At 59.2% G+C, this 20,489-nt stretch carries 22 protein-coding genes; 14 read left to right on the top strand and 8 right to left on the bottom strand.

Going from position 1 to position 20,489, the window contains the following annotated elements:
* Positions 1-18 precede the first annotated feature (18 nt).
* On the bottom strand, positions 19-879 hold the full coding sequence (locus EXW71_RS20280) for a MurR/RpiR family transcriptional regulator (protein WP_174554056.1): 861 nt from the start codon (positions 877-879) through the stop codon (positions 19-21).
* Positions 880-1,098: 219 nt separating this feature from the next.
* Between EXW71_RS20280 and zwf the strand changes: the two genes are divergently transcribed.
* The 3 genes from zwf to EXW71_RS20295 are packed head-to-tail and all read left to right on the top strand — an operon-like array spanning position 1,099 to position 3,948.
* Complete coding sequence (zwf, locus tag EXW71_RS20285) at positions 1,099-2,565, top strand: glucose-6-phosphate dehydrogenase (protein WP_123715660.1); 1,467 nt, start codon at positions 1,099-1,101, stop codon at positions 2,563-2,565.
* On the top strand, positions 2,552-3,265 hold the full coding sequence (pgl, locus tag EXW71_RS20290) for a 6-phosphogluconolactonase (RefSeq protein WP_134660081.1): 714 nt from the start codon (positions 2,552-2,554) through the stop codon (positions 3,263-3,265). The genes zwf and pgl overlap by 14 nt, the downstream gene beginning before the upstream one ends.
* 17 nt (positions 3,266-3,282) lie before the next feature.
* The gene (locus EXW71_RS20295) at positions 3,283-3,948 is read left to right on the top strand and encodes a bifunctional 4-hydroxy-2-oxoglutarate aldolase/2-dehydro-3-deoxy-phosphogluconate aldolase (protein WP_060754123.1); all 666 of its coding nucleotides are present in this window, start codon (positions 3,283-3,285) and stop codon (positions 3,946-3,948) included.
* A gap of 93 nt (positions 3,949-4,041) precedes the next feature.
* Here the strand turns inward: EXW71_RS20295 and EXW71_RS20300 are convergent, their stop codons facing one another.
* Positions 4,042-5,217 carry an aminotransferase class V-fold PLP-dependent enzyme gene (locus tag EXW71_RS20300; RefSeq protein ID WP_134660080.1) on the bottom strand — a complete coding sequence of 392 codons (1,176 nt, stop codon included), beginning with the start codon at positions 5,215-5,217 and terminating at the stop codon, positions 4,042-4,044.
* Positions 5,218-5,228: 11 nt separating this feature from the next.
* Positions 5,229-5,465 (bottom strand): DUF3820 family protein, encoded by a 237-nt coding sequence (locus EXW71_RS20305; RefSeq protein ID WP_017139191.1) that lies wholly within the window; start codon positions 5,463-5,465, stop codon positions 5,229-5,231.
* Positions 5,466-5,681: 216 nt separating this feature from the next.
* On the opposite strand from EXW71_RS20305, the gene EXW71_RS20310 reads away from it, so the two are divergent.
* The gene (locus tag EXW71_RS20310; RefSeq protein WP_134660079.1) at positions 5,682-6,149 is read left to right on the top strand and encodes a PA2169 family four-helix-bundle protein; all 468 of its coding nucleotides are present in this window, start codon (positions 5,682-5,684) and stop codon (positions 6,147-6,149) included.
* A 217-nt stretch (positions 6,150-6,366) separates the two neighbouring features.
* Here EXW71_RS20310 and EXW71_RS20315 read toward each other — a convergent pair whose 3' ends face one another.
* The gene (locus tag EXW71_RS20315; RefSeq protein WP_123715656.1) at positions 6,367-6,837 is read right to left on the bottom strand and encodes a MaoC family dehydratase; all 471 of its coding nucleotides are present in this window, start codon (positions 6,835-6,837) and stop codon (positions 6,367-6,369) included.
* Between the two features lie 68 nt (positions 6,838-6,905).
* Complete coding sequence (locus EXW71_RS20320; RefSeq protein WP_134660078.1) at positions 6,906-7,850, bottom strand: alpha/beta hydrolase; 945 nt, start codon at positions 7,848-7,850, stop codon at positions 6,906-6,908.
* A gap of 233 nt (positions 7,851-8,083) precedes the next feature.
* Between EXW71_RS20320 and fadD2 the strand changes: the two genes are divergently transcribed.
* Together fadD2 and fadD1 are read left to right on the top strand one after the other, a co-directional pair.
* Positions 8,084-9,772: a long-chain-fatty-acid--CoA ligase FadD2 gene (gene fadD2, locus EXW71_RS20325; protein ID WP_123715653.1), complete on the top strand. Its 1,689-nt coding sequence runs from the start codon at positions 8,084-8,086 to the stop codon at positions 9,770-9,772.
* Positions 9,773-10,206: 434 nt separating this feature from the next.
* Entirely contained in the window at positions 10,207-11,898 is a 1,692-nt protein-coding gene (gene fadD1 / locus EXW71_RS20330) for a long-chain-fatty-acid--CoA ligase FadD1 (RefSeq protein ID WP_134660077.1), read from the top strand.
* 165 nt (positions 11,899-12,063) lie between these two features.
* On the opposite strand, the gene EXW71_RS20335 is transcribed toward fadD1, so the two are convergent.
* A complete protein-coding gene (locus tag EXW71_RS20335; protein ID WP_134660076.1) occupies positions 12,064-12,441 on the bottom strand; it encodes a hypothetical protein in 378 nt (125 codons plus the stop codon).
* 199 nt (positions 12,442-12,640) lie between these two features.
* Here EXW71_RS20335 and EXW71_RS20340 point away from each other — a divergent pair, with 199 nt between their 5' ends.
* The 3 genes from EXW71_RS20340 to def all read left to right on the top strand — a co-directional run bounded on the left by EXW71_RS20340 (position 12,641) and on the right by def (position 14,499).
* Positions 12,641-12,826 (top strand): CsbD family protein, encoded by a 186-nt coding sequence (locus tag EXW71_RS20340; RefSeq protein ID WP_123715649.1) that lies wholly within the window; start codon positions 12,641-12,643, stop codon positions 12,824-12,826.
* A 179-nt stretch (positions 12,827-13,005) separates the two neighbouring features.
* Complete coding sequence (locus tag EXW71_RS20345) at positions 13,006-13,956, top strand: YihY/virulence factor BrkB family protein (protein WP_123715648.1); 951 nt, start codon at positions 13,006-13,008, stop codon at positions 13,954-13,956.
* A gap of 3 nt (positions 13,957-13,959) precedes the next feature.
* Positions 13,960-14,499, top strand: a complete 540-nt coding sequence (def, locus tag EXW71_RS20350; RefSeq protein WP_123715647.1) for a peptide deformylase — start codon at positions 13,960-13,962, stop codon at positions 14,497-14,499.
* 67 nt (positions 14,500-14,566) lie between these two features.
* Here def and EXW71_RS20355 read toward each other — a convergent pair whose 3' ends face one another.
* Entirely contained in the window at positions 14,567-15,385 is an 819-nt protein-coding gene (locus tag EXW71_RS20355) for a class I SAM-dependent methyltransferase (protein ID WP_134660075.1), read from the bottom strand.
* A gap of 59 nt (positions 15,386-15,444) precedes the next feature.
* The gene (locus EXW71_RS20360; protein ID WP_134660074.1) at positions 15,445-15,873 is read right to left on the bottom strand and encodes a GNAT family N-acetyltransferase; all 429 of its coding nucleotides are present in this window, start codon (positions 15,871-15,873) and stop codon (positions 15,445-15,447) included.
* A gap of 133 nt (positions 15,874-16,006) precedes the next feature.
* Between EXW71_RS20360 and EXW71_RS20365 the strand changes: the two genes are divergently transcribed.
* The 5 genes from EXW71_RS20365 (at position 16,007) to EXW71_RS20385 (ending at position 20,413) form a co-directional block, all read left to right on the top strand.
* Positions 16,007-16,936 carry a fatty acid desaturase gene (locus EXW71_RS20365; protein ID WP_134660073.1) on the top strand — a complete coding sequence of 310 codons (930 nt, stop codon included), beginning with the start codon at positions 16,007-16,009 and terminating at the stop codon, positions 16,934-16,936.
* A 9-nt stretch (positions 16,937-16,945) separates the two neighbouring features.
* Positions 16,946-17,737, top strand: a complete 792-nt coding sequence (locus EXW71_RS20370; RefSeq protein ID WP_134660072.1) for a phosphate/phosphite/phosphonate ABC transporter substrate-binding protein — start codon at positions 16,946-16,948, stop codon at positions 17,735-17,737.
* 108 nt (positions 17,738-17,845) lie between these two features.
* Complete coding sequence (locus EXW71_RS20375) at positions 17,846-18,373, top strand: sigma-70 family RNA polymerase sigma factor (RefSeq protein ID WP_134660071.1); 528 nt, start codon at positions 17,846-17,848, stop codon at positions 18,371-18,373.
* A gap of 100 nt (positions 18,374-18,473) precedes the next feature.
* Complete coding sequence (locus tag EXW71_RS20380) at positions 18,474-19,487, top strand: ABC transporter substrate-binding protein (protein WP_134660070.1); 1,014 nt, start codon at positions 18,474-18,476, stop codon at positions 19,485-19,487.
* Entirely contained in the window at positions 19,487-20,413 is a 927-nt protein-coding gene (locus EXW71_RS20385) for an aliphatic sulfonate ABC transporter substrate-binding protein (RefSeq protein ID WP_134660069.1), read from the top strand. Before EXW71_RS20380 ends, EXW71_RS20385 begins: the two co-directional genes overlap by 1 nt.
* Positions 20,414-20,489: the final 76 nt, after the last annotated feature.

Here is a 20,489-nt window from a genome sequence, read left to right on the forward strand (position 1 = left end):
GCCATTACAACTTCTGGCCTAGTTGAACTCATCCCCGACCGGATACCGGCTGTCATTCAAGCTCTCTTTGATCTTGCGCAAATGTGGCTGGAAATCCACGCCTCGGCGCAAGGTCATGCCGGTCGCCAGCACGTCCAGTACCGTCAGCTGGATGATCCGCGAAGTCATCGGCATGTAGATGTCGGTGTCTTCCGGCAGCGGAATGTTCAGGCTCACCGTGCTGGCTTTGGCCAGCGGTGAGTTCTCGGCAGTCACGCCCAGCACCGAGGCACCATTGCTGCGTGCGATACGCGCCACTTCCACCAACTCGCGGGTACGCCCAGTGTAGGAAATGATCACGAACAGCTCGCCGGTATGGGCCACCGAGGCGATCATGCGCTGCATCAGTACGTCGGCGTGGGCGGTCACCGCCAGGTTGAAGCGGAAAAACTTGTGCAGCGCATCCATGGCCACCGGGGCCGAGGCACCCAGGCCGAAGAAGTGGATCTGCCGTGCCTGGATCAGCAAGTCTACGGCCTTGCTGATCAGGGCCGGGTCCAGCGCCTGGCAGGCGCTGTCCAGGGAGGCAATGGCGCTGCCGAAGATCTTCTGGGTATACGCTTCGGGGTTATCATCGGCTTCCACTGCGCGGCTGACATAGGCCGCGCCGCTGGCCAGGCTTTGCGCCAACTGCAATTTCAGTTCAGGGTAACCGCTGACACCGAACGAACGGCAGAAACGGTTGACCGTCGGCTCACTGACCGAGGCGGCCTGGGCGAGGGCGGCGATCGAGAAGCGTGTGGCCTGCTGCGGGTTGAGCAGGATGACTTCAGCGACTTTGCGCTCGGCCTTGTTCAATTCTTCGAGGCGGTTCTGGATCTGTTCCAGAAGATTTCGCACGCGGTCCATTCAGTCTTTCCTTCGGGCGACGATGCAAATTAAGGGCGGCAACCAATCGACGAGCGGCCCTTCGAGGTGGCCTATCCTACTGAGGGTAGCTGAACACCACCACTCGCAATGCGTATTTTGGGAAAATGTTGTGGTTATTACTACATTTTTCCTTGAGTGATGTCTTGAAAAAAGGTATTTGTAGCTTAACTTGATAAAAGAACAAACATCATGCCTTCGATAACCGTGGAACCCTGCACCTTTGCCCTGTTTGGCGCCTTGGGTGATCTGGCGCTGCGCAAGTTATTTCCTGCCCTCTATCATCTCGATGGCGCCGGGCTCTTGCACGACGACACCCGCATCATGGCACTGGCCCGTGAAGCCGGCACCGAGCAACAGCACCTGGCCCACATCGAAAAAGAACTGCGCAACTACGTCGGCAAGGAAATGGATGAGGCCGTGGCCCAGCGCTTCCTGGCCCGTCTGGTCTATGTGCATGTCGATTTCATGAAGGCTGACGACTACGTCGCGCTGGCTGAAAAAGCCGGTGGCGAGCAACGTCTGATCGCCTACTTCGCCACCCCGGCTGCGGTGTATGGCGCGATCTGCGAAAACCTGGCCAAAGTCGGCCTGGCTGAAAACACCCGCGTGGTATTGGAAAAGCCGATCGGCTCCGACCTGGAGTCGTCGCGCAAGGTCAACGACGCCGTGGCGCAGTTTTTCCCGGAAAACCGCACGTATCGCATCGACCACTACCTGGGCAAGGAAACCGTCCAGAACCTGATCGCACTGCGGTTCGCCAACAGCCTGTTCGAAACGCAGTGGAACCAGAACTACATTTCCCATGTGGAAATCACTGTGGCCGAGCAGGTCGGTATCGAAGGCCGCTGGGGTTACTTCGACAAGGCCGGCCAACTGCGGGACATGATCCAGAATCACCTGCTGCAACTGCTTTGCCTGATCGCCATGGACCCACCGGCCGACCTGTCCGCCGACAGCATTCGAGACGAGAAGGTCAAGGTGCTCAAGGCCCTGGCACCGATCAGCCCGGACGGCCTGACTACTCAGGTGGTACGTGGCCAGTACATCGCCGGCTACAGCGCCGGCAAGCCTGTGCCGGGTTACCTGGAAGAAGAGAATTCCAACACCCAGAGCGATACTGAGACGTTCGTCGCCCTGCGTGCCGATATCCGTAACTGGCGTTGGGCCGGGGTGCCGTTCTACCTGCGTACCGGCAAGCGCATGCCGCAAAAGCTGTCGCAGATCGTCATCCACTTCAAGGAACCGTCGCACTACATCTTCGCCCCCGAGCAGCGCTTGCAGATCAGCAACAAACTGATCATCCGCCTGCAGCCGGACGAGGGTATTTCCTTGCGCGTGATGACCAAGGAACAGGGCCTGGACAAGGGCATGCAGCTGCGCAGCGGTCCGCTGCAATTGAATTTTTCCGACACCTACCGCAGTGCACGGATTCCCGATGCCTACGAGCGGTTGTTGCTGGAAGTGATGCACGGCAATCAGAACCTGTTTGTCCGTAAAGATGAAATCGAAGCCGCGTGGAAGTGGTGTGACCAGTTGATCGCCGGGTGGAAGAAATCCGGTGACGCGCCCAAGCCGTATGCGGCGGGGTCCTGGGGGCCGATGAGCTCGATTGCACTGATCACGCGGGATGGGAGGTCGTGGTATGGCGATATCTGAACTGAAACTGCCTCAGGGCGTGACAGCCCATGAGTACCGTACCGCCGCCTTGCTGGCGGACGGTCTGGCCAATGACGTGGCCGAACAGCTGCGCGCGGCCATCAGCGCCCGTGGTGACGCGACCCTGGTCGTGTCCGGCGGCCGCAGCCCGGTGGCATTCTTCCAGAGCCTGGCCAAGCAGGACCTGGACTGGTCAAAGGTCACTATCACCCTGGCCGATGAGCGCTGGGTGCCGGTGGAGCATGCCGACAGCAACGCCGGCCTGTTGAAGCAGCACTTGCTGCAAGGTCCGGCGGCCAAAGCCAGGTTCCTGAGTTTGTACAGTGCCGCGGCCAATCTTGAAGACGCAGCCTTGCAGGCCGATCGCCTGCTGGGCGAATTGCCAGCCATTGATGTGCTGGTGCTGGGCATGGGGGATGACGGCCACACCGCCTCGCTGTTTCCCAACAGCCCGAACCTCAGCGATGCCCTGCAACCCAACGGTACCCGCCGTTGCTGGCCGATGTTGGCGCCGACTGTGCCGCATCAACGCCTGACCATGAGTCGCGCGTTGCTGAGCACGGCGAACTACACCGTACTGTCGATTGCCGGCAGTTCGAAATTGACCACCTTGAGCGCCGCGCTGGCCAGTGATGACGTTGCTGCCATGCCGATTCGCGCGTTTTTGCAACCTACTCTAGAGATTTACTGGTGCCCATGAGCCAAGGATCAGCCGCTATGAACAGCCCTCAACCGACCGTATCCATGGCGGATAAAGTTGCCCTGATCGACAGCCTCTGCGCCAAGGCGCGGATTCTGCCGGTGATCACCATCGCCCGCGAACAGGACATCCTGCCGCTGGCCGATGCCCTGGCCGCCGGTGGTCTGACCGCATTGGAAGTGACCCTGCGTTCCGAGTTCGGCCTCAAGGCCATTCAGGTATTGCGCGAGCAACGCCCTGAACTGTGCACCGGCGCCGGCACCGTGCTCGACCGCCATATGCTCGAAGCGGCTGAAGTGGCCGGCTCGCAATTTATCGTCACCCCCGGCATTACCCGCGACCTGCTGGAAGCCTCGGTGCACAGCCCGATCCCGCTGCTGCCAGGCATCAGCAACGCCTCCGGCATCATGGAAGGTTATGGCCTGGGGTATCGCCGCTTCAAGCTGTTCCCAGCCGAAGTCAGCGGTGGCGTTGCCGCCATCAAGGCCCTCGGCGGCCCGTTCGGCGAAGTGAAATTCTGCCCGACCGGCGGTGTCGGCCCGGCCAACATCAAAAACTACATGGCGTTGAAAAACGTGATGTGCGTGGGCGGTAGCTGGATGCTGGACCCGGAGTGGGTCAAGAACGGCGACTGGGCCCGCATCCAGGAAGTTACCGCGCAAGCGCTGGCGCTGCTGGATTGATCTGCTTTTACTGAATCGTTGTTGCTGTGCTTAACGGCATTTTTGCGGTGCACTTGGTCGGTGTACCGCTTTTTTTTGCCTGTAGAAAAATGTCTAGTCGACACTCAGCTCGGTAATGGCGTTGACCAGCACATCGATGTCCGCCGCTGAGGTCGCCAACCCCGGCGTCACGCGAATACAGCTGCCAAATGCCGCCCCTGCACGGGTCGTCGTGAACAGGCCGTAGTCCTTGAGCAAGCGGTCCGCCATCAACTGCTGATCCCGCCCGATGAACTTGAATGCCGTGATCCCGCAATACAGGCGCGGATCGTCCGGCGTCAGCACTTCTATTCCCGGCAAAGGTCGTACCTGGCTTACCCAACGGTTACGCAGGTAATTGACCCGTGCACCTTTGGCCGCCGAACCTCCTGCTGCACGATGCTCTTGCAGCACCAGCGGCAAGGTCATCAAGGCCGGAAAGTTCGGCGTGCTGTAGGACGTACGCGCACGCACGTCGGTGGCGGGGTAGTGGAATTCGCCCATGTCCGGGTCGATATCGGCCAGGCGTTCCGGGGCGATGTACAGAAAGCCCAGGGTCAGCGGGGCGCCGATCCATTTGTGCAGGTTGAAGCCGGCAAACTGGATGCCCAGTTGCGCGAGGTTGAACTCGATCTGGCCCAGGGCGTGAGCGCCATCGAGGATCACATCGATGCCCTGTTCGCGTGCGGCCATGGCAATGGCCTGGACAGGCATCACCAGGCCGGTACGGTGGGTGACATGGGTCAGGGCCATCAGCTTGAGGCGAGGGTACTGAGTAAATGCTTGTTGATACGTCTGCACCAGGCTGTCGAAACTGGCCGGGTGTGCATGGGACACTTCGATCACTTCCACGCCACGATAACCTGCCAACCAGCGCATGGCCCCCTTGACCGTGTCGTACTCCAGGTCGCTGATCAGCACCTGATCGCCCGGTTGCAGGCGATTGTAGTTGCGGATCAGCGACTGCAAGGCTTCGGTGGCGTTGCGAGTGAAGGCGATCGAGTCGGGCTCTGCATCGATCAGCCCGGCCAGTTGGCGGCGTATCTCGACATTTTCGCCTTGTTCGAACTGCTGGCGCACATGCAACGAGTTACTGCGGTTGATAAAGGCGACGTGCTCCAGATAGTGCGCACATACCTCACGGCTCATACGCCCGAAGTAGCCGTTTTCCAGATTGATCGGGCCGGGTTCCAGCTCATAGCGCTGGGCGATGGTCTGCCAATGGTGTTCGTCGTGCGCAGTACGTGGCATGGCGGAGGCTCTTAATGACGAGGGGCGGGTTTACCGTGTTTCACGCGCAGCGGCTCGAGCAATTCGGACAGACCGTTGTGGTCGATTTCCTGCATCAATGCCAGTAAGCCGCCCAGCTCGCCGTGGGGAAAACCCTCACGTGCGAACCAGTTCAAGTAGGGGCCCGGCAGGTCGGCGATGATCCGTCCCTTGTATTTGCCGAAGGGCATTTCACGGGTGATCAGCAGTTCGAGTTTTTCCGGATTCATGGGCTTCAGGTAATCAAGTCGAGAGCTTGAAAATACAGGTATTTTGCACGAAGGCAAAATGACAGATCATGCAAACAACCTAGATACAGATGGTTCAATAATTCGTAACTTATTGAATTTTAAAAGAAAAACATTTTTCAAAAACCTGGCACGGGCGATGCAATTACTTAAGCAAGCTTAAACAAGCTTCTTTAAACCTGCCCAAGGAATTGAAAAATGACTGACATCAATAAAGAATCGATCTCTGTACTCAATGACCTGATCGAAACCAGCATCGACGGTCAGAAAGGCTTTAAAGAGTGCGCTGAAGATATCAAGCATCCAGAACTCAAGGCGCTGTTCGCCAAGCGCTCCGCTGATTGCGCCACGGCCGCTGCCGAACTGAAAACTGCCGTGCGTGCTCTGGGCGGTGATCCGGAAGATTCCGGCAGCGTTGCCGGTGCACTGCACCGCGGTTGGGTCGACGTCAAATCGATGCTCACCGGTAAGGATGAAGAGGCGGTACTGAACGAAGCCGAGCGCGGTGAAGATCACGCACTGAAGGCTTACCGGGAAGCGATCGAGAAGATCAACAAGCACAACCTGCTGGGTATCCGTGATCTGGTTGAGCGTCAGTTCCACGGCGCACAACGCAACCACGACCAGGTAAAAGCCCTGCGTAACCAGGCTCGCGCCCAGTCGTAAGTTCTGTCGTGCAATAGCGGTAGAAGGGGGCTTGCTCCCAATAACAGAGGGTCAGTCACTTTCGCGGGTGACTGACCCTTTGCTATTGGGGCAAAACCTTGTAGGCGTGAGCTTGCTCGCGAAAAACTTACAGGCGCCGTGTTCATTCAGGCAACACGCGTTATCGTTGACGTTTTTCGCGAGCAAGCTCGCTCCTACAGACGGCGACTTACGTGTGTCAGCCGATGCTGATCGGCGGCAGTTCGGTCAGCGTCACCACCTGCTGCTTGCGGGGGGCAAGGATTTCCGCCTCGCCATCCACTACCAACTCATCGTTCTGGTTGAAGACACGCGTAGCGATGCGTACACGGAATTTCGGCAGTTTCTCAAGGATTTCCAGGCGAACGGTCAGGGTGTCGCCGATTTTCACCGGTTTCTGGAAACTCATCTGCTGGCCGATATAGATGGTGCCCGGTCCAGGCAGCTCGCAGGCTACCGCCGCGCTGATCAGGGCGCCGCTGAACATGCCGTGGGCGATGCGCTCCTTGAACATAGTGGCTTTGGCGTACTCGGCATCCAGGTGTACCGGGTTGTGGTCGCCGGACATCGCGGCAAACAACTGGATATCGCGCTCTTCGACGGTCTTGCTGTAGCTGGCGGTCTGGCCGACTTCGAGGGCTTCGTACGGGGTGTTGGTAACCTGGGTCATCTAAAGGTGCATCCTGTGGCTAATCGGTAATTTAACAAGTTGATTTTAAACAACTTATTATCAAAAGGTTACTCGCAGCGAGTCGGTCGGCGTAACGTCAGGGCCTGGTCGAGCCACGTGAGCACATCCGCGGTGACTTCATCACGGTTGGTTTCATTGAACACTTCATGACGCGCCTGCGGGTAGATATTCAATTGCAGGTGCTGGCAGCCGGCCTCGCGCAGAGCATGGGCCAGGCTTTTGAGACGCTTGCCCTCACTCACCGGATCACATTCGCCGCCCATTACCAGAATCGGCAGGCCCGGGTCGATCTGGGCGAGATTGGACGCTTTGCTGATTTGCTGCAAGCCGCCCAGCAGGTCGACCCACAGTTGGTTGGTGCAACGGAAACCACACAGCGGGTCGTTGATGTACTTATCGACTTCATCCGGGTCCCGGCTGAGCCAGTCAAATGCGGTGCGGTTGGGCTTGAATGCCTTGTTGAATGAACCGAACGATAAGAACTCGATCAGTGCACTGCGCCCGCGCAAACCCTGGCGCGCCCGCTCGATGCGCGCAATCACCGCTGCGGCACGGTACAAGGCCACCGGCTGGAAATTCGATCCGCTGAGGATGGCCCCATCCAGGCTGGCACTGTGGTGCAGCAGGTACGCCTGGGCGATGTAGCTGCCCATGCTGTGGCCCAGCAAAATGATCGGCAGCCCCGGCTGTTGATGGGCGATATGCTGATTGAGACTGGCGAGATCACCGACGACTTTGTTCCAGCCGTCGTGCTCGGCGTACAACCCCAAGGTGCCTTCATCGGCCGTACGGCCATGGCCACGCTGGTCAGGCGCATACAAACCGTAACCGGCTGCGCACAAGGCTTGGGCCAGGCGTGCGTAGCGACCACTGTGCTCGGCCATGCCATGGGACAGCATGATTATGGCCTTGGCGGGGCCGTCCGGCAGCCATTGATTGACGTACAGGCGGCTGTGGTCATTCGCGGTCAGCCAGAAGGTGCTGTGGTTCATGGCGCTTCCTTTGCTCGGGATCGATGCAATGTATAGCTCATTCCCCGAGGGTGGGACATCTGCCTACGCCTCAGAGACAAGATTCATACAATCAATGAAACGGTTTGGCATATTTGCCGGATTGGCCATAGCTGCTAACGTCCCCGAAGCTCCGCTTTTTATAGCAGCCTGCTTTTTATAACTGCAGTTATCGCTACAGCGGCCAGACACACTCAGGTAAGAGGACAAGAATAATGCAACCTGATTTCTGGAATGACAAACGTGCGGCGGGCGTTCCCAATGACATCGACCTCACCACCTACAAATCGGTGATCGAAGTCTTCGAACGTTCCTGCAAAGCCTTTGCCGACCGTCCTGCGTTCAGCAACATGGGCATTACCCTGACCTACGCCGAGTTGGAGCGCCAGAGTGCGGCGTTCGCCGGTTACCTGCAACAGCATACCGACCTCAAGCCTGGCGAGCGCATTGCGGTACAGATGCCCAACGTGTTGCATTACCCCATCGCCGTGTTCGGCGCGCTGCGCGCCGGGCTGATCGTGGTCAACACCAACCCCCTCTACACCCCGCGCGAGATGCGCCACCAGTTCAAGGACGCCGGCGTGCGTGCGCTGGTCTACCTCAACCTGTTCGGCTCGCGGGTGCAGGAAGTGTGCGGCGACACCGAGATCGACTACCTGATTGAAGCCAGGATGGGCGACTTCATGCCCGCCGCCAAAGGCTGGCTGGTCAATACCGTGGTCGACAAGGTCAAGAAGATGGTCCCGGCCTACAGCCTGCCACGGGCCGTGTCCTTCAAGCGGGCTCTGCGCATGGGCGCAGGCCTGGGCGTGACGCGCCATCCGGTGAGTCTGGACGACATCGCCGTGCTGCAATATACCGGTGGCACCACCGGCCTGGCCAAGGGCGCGATGCTCACCCATGGCAACCTGGTGGCGAACATGCAACAGGTGCGGGCATGCATGTCCCAGGTCACCGATGACGGCCAGCCACTGGTGAAGGAAGGGCAGGAGGTGATGATCGCGCCGCTGCCGCTCTACCATATCTATGCCTTCACGGCGAACTGCATGTGCATGATGGTGACCGGTAACCACAATGTGCTGATCACCAACCCGCGGGACATCGGCGGCTTCATCAAGGAGCTGAAGAAGTGGCGATTCTCCTGCCTGCTGGGGCTCAACACGCTGTTTGTGGCATTGATGGACCACCCGGACTTCAAGACCCTGGACTTCTCGCACCTCAAGATCACCAATTCCGGCGGTACCGCTCTGGTCAAGGCCACGGCCGAACGCTGGAAGGCGCTTACCGGGTGCTCCATCGGCGAAGGCTATGGCCTGACTGAAACCTCACCCGTAGCGAGCACCAATCCCTATGGCAGCCATTCGCGACTGGGCACCGTGGGAATCCCGGTACCGGGTACCGCAATGAAGGTCATCGACGATGAAGGCCGTGAATTGCCATTGGGCGAACGGGGCGAGTTGTGCATCAAGGGGCCGCAGGTGATGAAAGGCTACTGGCAACAGCCGGTGGCCACTGCCGAGACCCTGGACGCCGAGGGTTGGCTCAAGACCGGCGACATTGCGGTAATCGACATCGATGGCTTTGTCAGCATCGTCGACCGCAAGAAAGACCTGATTATCGTCTCGGGTTTCAACGTCTATCCCAACGAGATCGAAGACGTGGTGATGGCGCATCCCGCGGTGGCCAACTGTGCAGTGATCGGCGTGCCGGATGAACGTACGGGGGAGGCCGTGAAACTGTTTGTAGTCGCACGGGCCCAGGGCGTGAGCCTTGAAGAGTTGAAGGCGTACTGCAAGACCAACTTCACGGGGTACAAGGTGCCCAAGCATATTGTGCTGCGGGAGTCGTTGCCGATGACGCCGGTGGGCAAGATTTTACGGCGCGAGCTTCGCGACATCGCCTGACTTGAAATGGCTTTATGTGGGCGTGGGCTTGCTGTGGCGAGCAAGCTTGATTGCGCTGGGGTGTGAAGCGCCCCATGCAGCCGGAGACTGCTGCGCAGTCAACGGGAGCAAGCTCCCTCGCCACAGCACTCTCCCTCGCCACAGCAAGCCCCCTTCCATATTGTTTTATTTGCCCTGAGAGGCCTATTCCAGAGCCTTTCTCTGAAGTATGCGGTCACTATTTCAAATGTGACTAAATATTGTAGGACAGTCGTGTTTATGACTGTAGGACTCTCTTTTGGCTCTAGGCGGCCCTTGGCAAAGCTGCTACTCTCGGCGCGCTTTGTGACTTCTCGGCCTGCTTGAAAGCGCCAGACTCACCTTAAAAAAACATACACCAATAATAATCGCATCAAATGCGATGATGAATTCGCGTCGCTGAGGAGTGGGCTTCCATGAACGAAGACTTTTGGAAGGATAAGTACCCCGCCGGGATTGCTGCAGAAATCAATCCAGACGAGTATCAGAATATTCAGGCGGTACTGAAACAGTCCTGCCAGCGCTTCGCCGACAAACCGGCTTTCAGCAACCTGGGCAAGACCATCACCTACGGTGAATTGTACGAATTGTCCGGTGCCTTCGCCGCCTACCTGCAACAGCACACCGACTTGAAGCCCGGCGATCGAATCGCCGTGCAACTGCCCAACGTCCTGCAATACCCGGTCGCGGTATTCGGCGCCATCCGTGCCGGCCTGATCGTGGTCAACACCAACCCGCTGTACACCGCGCGGGAAATGGAACACCAATTCAATGATTCCGGGGCCAAGGCCCTGGTCTGCCTGGCCAACATGGCCCACCTGGCGGAAAAGGTCGTACCCAAGACCTCCGTCAAGCACGTGATCGTCACTGAAGTCGCTGACCTGCTGTCGCCATTCAAGCGCCTGCTGATCAACAGCGTCATCAAGTACGTGAAGAAGATGGTCCCTGCCTATCACTTGCCCAAGGCGATCAAGTTCAATGACGTGCTGGCCAAGGGGCAGGGGCAACCGGTCAATGACGTCAGCCCGGCCAGCGGCGACGTGGCGGTATTGCAATACACCGGCGGCACCACCGGCGTGGCCAAGGGCGCGATGCTGACCCACCGTAACCTGGTCGCCAACATGCTGCAGTGCAAGGCGCTGATGGGCTCCAACCTCAACGAAGGCTGCGAGATCCTGATCACGCCGCTGCCGCTGTATCACATCTACGCGTTCACCTTTCATTGCATGGCGATGATGTTGATCGGCAACCACAACATCCTGATCAGCAACCCGCGCGACTTGCCGGCAATGGTCAAGGAACTGTCGAAGTGGAAGTTCAGCGGTTTTGTCGGGCTGAACACCCTGTTCGTGGCGCTGTGCAACAACGAAGGCTTCCGCAAGCTGGACTTCTCTGCGCTGAAAGTCACCTTGTCGGGCGGCATGGCCTTGCAACTTGCCGCTGCCGAACGCTGGAAAGCCGTCACCGGCTGCAACATCTGCGAAGGTTACGGCATGACCGAAACCAGCCCGGTGGCCACGGTCAACCCGAGCCAGAGCATTCAGATCGGCACTATCGGTATTCCGGTACCGTCGACGGTATGCAAGGTCATCGCCGACGACGGCACCGAGCTGCCGTTGGGCGAAACCGGCGAGCTGTGCATCAAGGGCCCGCAGGTCATGAAGGGCTACTGGCAACGCGAAGACGCCACTGCCGAGATCCTCGACAGCGAAGGCTGGCTGAAGACCGGTGATATCGCGATCATCCAGCAAGACGGCTACATGCGCATCGTGGACCGCAAGAAGGACATGATTCTGGTCTCCGGTTTCAACGTCTACCCCAATGAGCTGGAAGACGTGCTGGCAGCCCTGCCGGGCGTGCTGCAATGCGCGGCCATCGGTGTGCCTGACGAGAAGTCCGGGGAACACATCAAGATCTTCATCGTGGTCAAGCCGGGGGCCACCCTGACCAAGGACCAGGTGATGGAACACATGCGTGCCAACGTCACCGGCTACAAGGTGCCCAAGGCCGTGGAGTTCCGCGATGCGTTGCCGACCACCAACGTGGGCAAGATCCTGCGTCGTGAGTTGCGCGATGAAGAACTGAAGAAACTCGGCCTCAAAAAGTAAGCACGCCAGCGGTTTCAACCAAGCCCGTACTTCGATGAAGTACGGGTTTTTTATTGGCTGCTATTTAATGTAATGCGTGTTTACGTTGATTGCATATAGCCACTACCGTGGAGGAAATATGCACAATATGGCTTTTTTACGCGCCCTTACTTAAATGGCGAGCCATTAGCAGGCGAACTGCGCGAAGCTCACACCCGCACCCGCCGGGCGTACATCCTTCAGGAACGAATCCTTGTCCGCGCTCAGTTCCAGGGTGATCTCCGGCTTGCGCTTGCCCGCGTTGCGCACCACCAGCCCTTCGAGCTTCTCGCGCAGGAACGCCGTCGGTACCTTCAGGTGCAGCAACTGGTCGGTCTCGGCGTTGTGCATCAGCAGGTGAATCCACTCGTACTGGCCCACGGCAATGCGGCCTACCGGCAGGTCGAACCACCAGATGTTGCGCTTGCGGTCCAGGTCGGTGAAGTGACAGTTGTTGACGCCGAGTACGGCACCGCCCAGTTCGGTGTTTCGGCGGGCGATGGCCTGTGCTTTATTGAGTTTCATAACCTTCCTACGGGATCTGTTATTCAGCGTTATAGCCTGAATGTGCCGGGCATTCTCGTGGGTTGGTCGCAAAACATAAAGTCAAACCTGCCGCTTTCGATGAAATGCGCATCGAAAAATAATTGAAACTCTGCCGTACCGCTTCGGGTCAATCTTCAGGCAATGCCCAAAACACCTGATTGTTCTTCGGAGAAATACCATGAGCAGCACATCGGATAAGGCAAAAGGTTTGAAAGACGAGGTCGTCGGCAACGTCAAGCAAGGCGTCGGCAAGGTCACCGGCAACGACAAACTGCGCGCTGAAGGCGTCGTGCAGGAAAAGAAAGGCCAGGTCGAAAAAGCCGTCGGTGATACCAAGGACGCGGTCAAGAAAGCGACCAAGTAGTCTTGAATCGCTGGCGGGTTATCGCAGCTCGACGGCCATCCACGGATGGCCGTTTTTGTGTCACGTGATGCGTTTAAAGTTTCGAAATTGTTTCAGGGTCGCCAAATGGGCTACCTTGATGTAGAAAACGGCCCCTGAGTCGCCCACGAACTCAACTTTTTGCGGCGAAAGGAGACGCTATGATTTTTCCGGTACTAAATGGTCTCAAGCTCCACAAAGTGCTGGTGCGCACCGTGACGGAATTCGTCGATGACGAAATGCCCACGTACGCCTCGGCACTGGCCTATCAGATGCTGTTTTCACTGTTCCCCTTCCTGCTGTTCCTGATAGCCCTGATCGGTTTCCTGCACCTGCCGGACTTCTTCAGCTGGCTGCGCCTGCAGTCGGAGCTGGTCTTGCCGCCCCAGGCGCTGGAGCAGGTCAACCCGGTGATCGACCAGTTGCAGCAGTCCAAGGGTGGCTTGCTCTCGGTGGGTATCGTAATCGCCTTGTGGACCGCCTCGGCCGGCGTGCGCCTGATGATGAGCGCGATGAACGCCGCCTACGACGTTGTCGAAGGCCGGCCGATCTGGAAGCGTTTCCCTCTGTCGATTCTCTACACCGTTGGTATCGCCGGCATGCTCCTCGCTGCCGCCGCGTTGATGGTGCTGGGCCCGCAAGTGATGGAGTGGGTCGCCGGGCAGATCGGCATGGAGGAGTTCGTGGTCACCCTGTGGACCATCCTGCGCTGGCCGGTGATCGTGATCCTGCTGATGTTCGCCGTGGCCCTCATGTATTACGTGATGCCCGATGTGCAGCAGAAATTTCGTTTCATCACCCCAGGCTCGGTACTGGCCGTCGTGGTGTGGATTGTCGCTTCGCTGGGCTTCGGCTATTACGTGAAAACCTTCGCCGACTACAACGCCATGTATGGCAGTATCGGTGCGATCATCGTCCTGCTCCTGTACTTCTACATTTCTGCCGCCGTGCTATTGCTGGGCGCGGAGATGAACGCGGTGATCGAGCACATGTCGGCCGAAGGCAAGGATCCTGGAGAAAAGCAGTTCGATGGACAGACTCACACGGATGAAAAACAGCATGTCTCAGGCCTGGGCCGGGACCACTCCAAACCCACTACTGACGAAGTCTGATCGATGATCCGTGAAATCCTGAAAATGGGCGACGAGCGCCTGCTGCGTATCGCGCAACCGGTTCCGCCGGAAATGTTCGACAGCCCCGAGCTGTGGCAACTGATCGATGACATGTTCCAGACCATGGAACACGTTGGCGGTGTCGGCCTGGCCGCGCCGCAGATTGGCGTTGATCTGCAACTGGTGATCTTTGGTTTCGAGGCCAGTGAACGCTACCCGGACGCGCCGCCGGTGCCGCAGACCATCCTGATCAATCCGTTGATTACACCGCTCAGCCCGGTTCTGGAAGAAGGTTATGAAGGCTGCCTGTCCGTACCTGGCCTGCGTGGTGCGGTGAACCGTTACCAACAGATTCGCTACGAAGGTTTCGACCCCAAGGGCGAGCCGATTGTGCGGTTTGCCGACGGATTCCACGCGCGGGTGGTGCAGCATGAATGCGATCACCTGATCGGTCGGCTTTACCCGTCTCGGATTACCGACTTCAGCAAATTCGGTTTTATCGAGGTGATGTTTCCTGAGATGGACCCCGCAGCCGACGACTGACGGCAGCCTCGTTGAGATCAACTTGTGGGAGGGGCCGCCTCCCACATGCATGGCCTCTCAAGTCGGATTATTTGGTGGGTTTGACGAACCGCAACGTCATCCGATCCGACTCCCCGATCGCCAGATACCTGGCTTTGTCCTGCTCGCCCAATTTCAACGTCGGCGGCAAGGTCCACACGCCATCGGGGTAGTCCTTGGTGTCCTTCGGGTTGGCATTCACTTCACTTTGCCCCGCCAGTTGGAACCCGGCATCTGTCGCCAGCTTCACCACCTGTGCGGTCGTCAGGTAACCACTGTTCTTGATCGCCTCCAGGTCCGCTCCATCCTTGGCCCGGTGATCCTCCACACCCAGCACACCGCCCGGTTTCAGCACGTTATAGAACGCACTGAAGGTCGCTGCCGCCGTGTCGGCCGCTACCCAGTTATGCACATTGCGAAAGGTCAGCACCGCATCGGCCGAGGCTGGTTTGCCGAAGACCGGTGCCTTGGGGTCGAACTCGACCACCGCGGCCTTGCCGTAGCGTGCTGGGTCGGCTGTGAATTTCTTCTTCAGGTTTTCTTCGGATATGCGCGCATAGGCACTGCTGCTCGCCGCCTGTACGGCTGCGATGTACTGCCCGTGATCCTTGAGCAGCGGCGCCAGCACTTCGCTGTACCAGCCGCCCCCCGGGGTGATTTCGATCACCCTCTGGTTGGCGCGTAAGCCGAAGAACTCCAGGGTCTGCTGAGGATGGCGATAGCCGTCGCGCGCGCTGTTGGCCGGGTCGCGCCAACTGCCGGCGAGTACGCTGGAATATTGCCGGGCACTGATCTGAGCATCGGCTGCCTGGCTCACCACCGGCAAGAGGAGGGCGGTGAGGGTAAGAATTGCAAGCGTCGTTTTCATGATCATCCTGTGAAGGGCCACTGTGCCGCCGAGGCTAGCACGGGCCCTGCATGCACTGATCACACATTATTCGAGGTCGACCTCACCAAACGATCTAAGCCCATCGCGATCATCGGTTTGTTGCGCTTGTAGCGCACCAGCCGTTCGCTGAGGGACTGCGGCAGCAGCGTGTCCTGGGTGAACCCCATGCGTTGATAAAACCCTTCGAGGTCCGGATGACACAGCAACCACACAGTGCCTTCGCAAGCCGCCACCGCTTGAAGAATCAGCTTCGCCGCCAACCCCTGGCCACGATACGCCGGGTCCACGAACACACCGGTCAGCCATTGCCCACCGACCACTGGTGTCAGGCACAAGCCGGCGATGATTTCGCTCTCCCGCGCCACCCATAGGCGCCCGCCCTTGAGCGCCTTCATCGATGAATTGTGGCTGCGATAAAACTTGTTCAGCAGGGGCCACAGGGGTTCTGCCAGCAATTGGATAAGCATGTTCAAACCAGTGAGAGGGCGAGGGCGGCCATTGTAGCGGTTGATGCATGTGCTTCTAAGCTAAGCACCAAACGATCTGCAAGATTTTCGCGCCTCGTTGCACAGAGCAGGAAACACCTGCTGTGAGCTGCCGATGGCCAATTACCTTGATCCGATCCAACGCCGGGAAATCGAAGCCCTGGCCACGACCTTTACTGCAAGAACCGAATGGCCGACCTGGCTGCTGTTGATCGGCGTGTACGCCGGCTGGTTCGCCGTGATACTTGGCAGCCGCTGGTTGGGCGTGTGGTTGAGCACGCTGTTGCTGATCCCGATCGTGACGTTGTGGCTGTCGGTGCAACATGAACTGCTGCATGGCCATCCCACCCGTTCGGCGCTGTTCAATAAAATCCTCGGCTATGCGCCATTCGCCGTGTGGTACCCCTACACGCTGTATCGCGACAGCCACTTGCTGCACCACAACGATGAAGACCTGACGTTGCCAGGTATCGACCCGGAAAGCCGCTACCTTAACCAGCAGCAATGGGACAACAGCTCACTGTTCGAACGTGGTGTGCATTGGCTGACCAAGACCGTGCTCGGCCGCTTCCTGCTGGCAGCGCCCTTGGCGATTGGCCGTCTGGCCCGCCACGAGTGTCGGCGCCTGCCCCAGGTCTGGTCGATGTGGCTGGCCCACGGCGTGGTTACCGTGCTGATGCTGAGTTTCGTCGCCCACTGCAGCGCGCTGTCGGTGTGGCACTACCTGCTGCTGGTCAGCGTACCGGCCTTGTCCCTGGCGTCGATTCGTTCCTACTATGAACATCGCCCGCACCCGCAACCGGAGCAACGCACTGTGCTCAACGAAGCATCCTGGCCGTGGACCTGGCTGTTTCTCAACAACAACCTGCACCTGGTGCACCACGACCTGCCCAAATTGCCCTGGTACTTGCTGCCCACGGTCTACCGCGCCCGGCGCAAGCAGTGGGTGGCGCGCAGCGGTGGTTTCCTGGTGCAAGGCTACGGCCAGTTGATCAGCCGCCACGGTCTCAAGGCCATCGACAGTCCCCGGCACCCTTTTGCGTGAGAGCTGACCATGAGTGACCACTATGCCGAGCTGTTGATGTATGTCGCGCCCGAGCCGATCCGGCAGGCCAGCCACGAATGGCTGACGCGCATCCTCGAACGCCTGGGGCTGCGCCGTCTCAATGCCGATCACCTGGACTTGCCCGGCCTGTGGCTCGCGCCCGAGTTGCTGGTGACTCAAACCTGCGGCTATCCACTGATGACGCAATTGCGCGGCCATGTCCGTGTGATCGGCCGCCCCCGCTATGAGTTGCCCCACAGCAGTCAGGGCGAACACTGCAGCCTTCTGCTGACCCGGGACGACAACCCGCGCCACACGTTGGCGGACTTTTACGACAGCCGTGGCGTGATCAACGGCCACGACTCCAACAGCGGCATGAACCTGCTGCGCCAACGCCTGGCACCGCTGCAGCGCAATGGGCGTTTCTTCGCCAGCGTGGACATCAGCGGCGCCCACCGCGAGAGCCTGCGCCGGCTGCGGGAAGATCGCGCCGACCTCGCCGCCGTCGACAGCGTCACCTACGACTACCTTGCCCGCTTTGCGCCGCAGGAAGTGGCGGGGCTGCGCATCGTGACCCGCAGCGCGCCGAGCCCGACTTTGCCCTATATCGGTCCATTGGGCTTGAGCGATGAACAGGTTATTCAGATCCGTCAGGCAATGAACCAGGCGCTGCATGATTTACCCCAGGTGGCCGAAACACTGGGCCTGCAGGAGGTGCTTGCCGCCAGCGAAGACGACTACAAAACACTTTTGGACTACCAGCAACAGGCCGTCAGCGTCGGCTACGCTGAGCTTCGATAAGGTTATATAAAAATACCTTTTAAATATTATTAAAGAATAAGCAGCCTTGCTAGGATCGCTTCACCGGAACACCGGACATAACGTGCAACCTACCCAGATGGAGCCACTATGTCCGGCGCCGACACTACTCACCGCGATTACGTGGGCGGATTGTTCCGCAGTCATTACGACTGGCTGTGCAACCGTCTGCACCGTCACCTCGATTCGCGCGCCCACGCCGAAGACATTGCCGCCGATACCTTTGTCCAGTTGCTGAGTGCGCCGGGTGCAGGCCCCATCCGCCAGCCTCGCGCGTTGCTTACCACTATCGCCCAGCGCCTGATGTACCAGCTGTGGCGCCGCCGTGACCTGGAGCGCGCCTACCTTGAAGCGCTCGACAGCGAAGAAACCTGCAGCGCGCCGTCTGCGCAAGAGCTGGCGCAGATGCTCGAGGCGCTGCAAGCCATCGACCAATTGCTCGACGGCTTGCCGGCCAAGGTCAAGGCGACCTTTCTACTGTCGCAGCTCAATGGCCTGACCTACCCGGAAATCGCCACCGAGCTGGGGATTTCCCGGCGCTCGGTCAGCGACTACATGACCCGTGCCTTCAATCGCTGCCTGCGGTTCCACCACACGCGGCTCAGTTATGACTTTTAACCCCTCTTGAATACAGCAGAGATCAAGTGTGGGAGCGGGCAAGCCCGTTCCTACACTGGGTCTTCTGTGTTCCAGGAAATGATTAGCCACGAGGTTCTGCATGAAAAGACTTAAAACCCTGCTGGGTGGCTCGCTGCTGGCACTGGCCGCTTTATCGCAGCCAACAACGGCCGCCGAAACCGTCAAACCCATCCATTTCGGTGACATCACCTGGGAAAGCGGCAGCCTGATCACCGAGGTGCTGCGCCTGATCGTCGAGAAAGGCTATGGCCTGCCCACCGACACCTTGCCCGGCAGTACCGTCAGCCTGGAAGCCGCCCTGGCCAAGGATGATATCCAAGTGATCGGTGAAGAGTGGGCCGGGCGCAGCCCGGCGTGGGTCAAGGCGGAAAACGAAGGCAAAGTGTTCGGCCTTGGCGACACCGTAAAAGGTGCCACCGAAGGCTGGTGGGTGCCGGAGTTCGTGATCAAGGGCGATGCCGAGCGCGGTATCAAACCCCTGGCGCCGGACCTGAAGTCGGTGGCCGACCTGCCGCGCTACAAGGACGTGTTCCGCGACCCTGAAGACCCGACCCGTGGGCGCTTCCTCAACAGCCCTACCGGCTGGACCTCGGAGATCGTCAACAGCCAGAAACTCAAGGCTTACAAACTGACCGACAGTTTCGTCAACTTCCGCAGCGGCTCCGGCGCGGCGCTGGATGCGGAAGTCGCGTCGTCGATCCGTCGTGGCAAGCCGGTGTTGTTCTACTACTGGTCGCCGACACCGCTGCTGGGCCGTTTCAAGCTGGTCAAGCTGGAGGAACCGCCGTTCAACGCCGAAGCCTGGAAAACCCTGTCCGACGCGAAAAACCCGAACCCCATCGGTACCCGCTCGATGCCGGCCCGCTTGGCGATTGGCGTGTCGGCACCCTTCAAAGCGCAGTATCCGCAACTGGTGAGCGTGTTTGAAAAGGTCGACCTACCCATTGATTTGCTCAACGGCATCCTCGGTGAAATGAGCGAGAAGCGCACACCGCCACGTCAGGTGGCTCAAGCGTTCCTCAAGGACCATCCACAGGTATGGCAGCAATGGGTGCCGGCGGATGTGGCGGCCAAGGTCAAGGGGGCGCTCTGATGCTTAAAGTCTTCGCTGCCGTGGTTCTTTCGCTGGTGGCCGGCCAAGTGCTGGCGGCCGACCCTTCCACCTTGCGCATCGGTTACCAGAAAAGCTCCGTGAGCATGGTGCTGGCCCGTGAGCACAAACTCTTCGAAGAAGCGCTGCCCGGCACGCAGGTGCAGTGGACCGAATTCCTCGGCGGCCCACCGCTGATCGAAGCGCTCAACGGCGGCAGCCTGGACATAGGCAACATCGGCGACATCCCGCCGATCTTCGCCCAGGCGGCCGGCATCGACTTGCAGTACTTTGCGGTGGAGCCCAACGAGGGCAAGACCGAAGCGGTGCTGGTACCCAAGGCCAGCAGTGTGCAGAGCGTGGCGGAGCTCAAGGGCAAGCGCGTAGCGCTGCTCAAGGGCTCCAGTGCCCACAACCTGTTCCTCAAAAGCCTGCTGCGCGCGGGCTTGCAATGGAAGGATGTGAACGTGGTGTACCTTTCGCCATCCGACGGGCGCGCTGCGTTTGAACAAGGCAAGGTCGACGCGTGGGTGGTTTGGGATCCGTACTACTCCGCCGCCGTGATCGACGGGGCCGCCCGTGTGCTGGGCGACGGCCAGGGTCTCAACCCGGCGGGCAGTTTCTTCGTGGTCAGCAGCCCGTTTGCCAAGCAATACCCGCAGTCCGTCGATGCGATCATCAAGACACTGGCCAAGGCGCAGCGCCTGTCCCTCGACCAACCTGAGGAGAGCATCGCGTTAATGGCCAAGACCCTGGGCCTGCAACCGGCGGTGGTCAAAAGCTATTTCGAACACCGCTCGCCTGCGCCGATTCGTCCGCTGCAAGCCGTGGACATCGGCAACCAGCAACGCACCGCCGACCTGTTCTTTGCCAATGGCCTGATCCCGAAAAAGGTCGACGTACAGCAAGCTGTCTTCAAGGCGCCATGACCCTGCAACGATCTACATCGGGCAGGGCACTCGGCAACTCCACGAGGCGATGCGCAGCCAGGTAGCCGATCTGGAT

Source organism: Pseudomonas sp. BCA17, from assembly GCF_004519405.1.
In the GTDB taxonomy this organism is placed as follows: domain Bacteria; phylum Pseudomonadota; class Gammaproteobacteria; order Pseudomonadales; family Pseudomonadaceae; genus Aquipseudomonas.